Annotated in this window: 2 protein-coding genes; both read left to right on the top strand. The window is 31.7% G+C overall.

Annotated features, from left to right (window positions below; all coding sequences use genetic code 11):
- Positions 1-152 precede the first annotated feature (152 nt).
- Positions 153-443, top strand: coding sequence for an Asp-tRNA(Asn)/Glu-tRNA(Gln) amidotransferase subunit GatC (gatC, locus tag QZZ48_RS15665; protein WP_294967189.1), 291 nt, complete (start codon positions 153-155; stop codon positions 441-443).
- An 18-nt stretch (positions 444-461) separates the two neighbouring features.
- The gene (locus QZZ48_RS15660) at positions 462-1,553 is read left to right on the top strand and encodes a type IV pilus twitching motility protein PilT (RefSeq protein WP_294967188.1); all 1,092 of its coding nucleotides are present in this window, start codon (positions 462-464) and stop codon (positions 1,551-1,553) included.
- Positions 1,554-1,786 lie beyond the last annotated feature (233 nt).

Genomic DNA, 1,786 nt, shown 5'->3' with positions numbered 1-1,786 from the left:
TCTCTATATCATTTTTAATACTCAAAAATATTCCTTACTTACTATATAATTTTCAAAAAGTTTAAAATAATATCGCATAATTTGTTAAAGTTTCATCAAACACATAGATTTTTTTTGTTACAATCATATAAAATAATAGATATAGGATATATATGCAAGTAGATGACGCATTATTAACTAAATTAGAAAAACTATCTTTCTTAAAAGTTTCAGACGATAAAAGAGAAGAAATAATCAATCAATTATCTGAAATTGTTAGCTTTGTTGATAACATAAGTGAACTAAACACTGATGGTGTTGATGACAATTTTGCTATGAGTGACAAGGGTACTTTTACTAGAGAAGACATTCCATCTTGCGATAGAAGTGTGAATGATGAAATACTTAAGAATGCACCTCTAAGTGGTGATCATTTCTTTATAGTTCCAAAAATAATCGAGTAAAAACTATAGGAGTCAATTATGAGTGAAGTAGTTGAGGAAATAAAAAAAGTAGTTGATATTAAAAAACTACTAAAGAGTGTTTTAGCCTATGGCTCAAGTGACTTGCATCTAGTTGTAGGAAGTGAACCTCAAATTAGAATAGATAAAGAACTTCGTCCCCTTAATCTAGCTGTCTTAAGCGCAAAAGACATTGAAGAGATGGCATATTCACTCATAGAAGACAAGCAAAAGAAAATATTTGAAGATAAAAATGAACTAGACTTCTCATTTGAGCTTACAAATATTGGACGTTTTCGTGCAAATTATTATAGAACTATTGGCGGAATAGCTTGTGCTTTTCGTATGATCCCTATAGATATCCCTACTCTTGATGAATATGACAATCCTTCTATCTTCAAAGAACTTATAAAAAAAGAAAAAGGACTTATCCTTGTAACCGGTCCAACAGGTAGTGGTAAATCAACTACTCTTGCATCTATGCTTCATGAAATTAACCTAACAGAAAGAAGACATATTATTACTGTTGAAGATCCAGTTGAGTTTGTTCATAAAAACATAAAATCTCTATTTTCACAAAGAGATGTTGGAAACGATACTGCATCTTTTGCAGCAGCATTAAAACATGCACTAAGACAAGACCCTGACATAATTTTAATCGGGGAGATGAGAGATGCTGAAACTATCGGAGCAGCTCTTACAGCAGCTGAGACTGGTCACTTAGTATTTGGAACACTTCACACCAATTCAGCACCTGGTACAATTAACCGTATTATTGATGTTTTTGATGGTGAAGCACAAGCGCAAGTTAGAGCACAGTTAGCCTCTTCTCTTGTCTCTGTTATCTCTCAAACACTTATTCCAAGAGTTGGTGGAGGCAAGGTTGCAACACAAGAGATCCTAATAACAAATCCTGCAATTCAAAATCAAATACGCGAAGATAAGGTTCATCAGATTTACTCTCAAATGCAACTAAATCAAAAAGAAACAAATATGACAACACAGACTCAAGAACTAATAGAATTACTTCAAAAGAGAACTATTACAAAAGAGAACGCTATAAAAAATTCTAACAGACCAGAAGAACTTATTAAAATGATAGGAGGCCTCTAAATAAGAGGCTTTTTGAATCTTATAACAGGAAAAAATTGAACATTATTATTAAATTATTTGCCCTTTTATTGTTGTCAACAAGTCTGTTCGCATCAAATATTAATCTAACAAAAATAGAAAAAGATTGGCTTATTCGACTTAATTAAAAATATGGGGGTTTGAAAACCCTTGCAAACTTCTGTATATTGGTAAGAAACCAAGGTATTTCTATAATGGATTATAAAAAAGCTCTA

This window comes from Sulfurimonas sp., from assembly GCF_016744025.1.
Classification (GTDB): Bacteria; Campylobacterota; Campylobacteria; order Campylobacterales; family Sulfurimonadaceae; genus Sulfurimonas.
Note: the sequence above shows the minus strand (reverse complement) of the source record. Positions and strands in the feature narration are given on the sequence as shown.

Excerpts from the sequence above, each read along its gene's own strand:
- QZZ48_RS15660 (WP_294967188.1), top strand. The coding sequence starts at position 462 with ATGAGTGAAGTAGTTGAGGAAATAAAAAAAGTAGTTGATATTAAAAAA.
- gatC (WP_294967189.1), top strand. The coding sequence starts at position 153 with ATGCAAGTAGATGACGCATTATTAACTAAATTAGAAAAACTATCTTTC.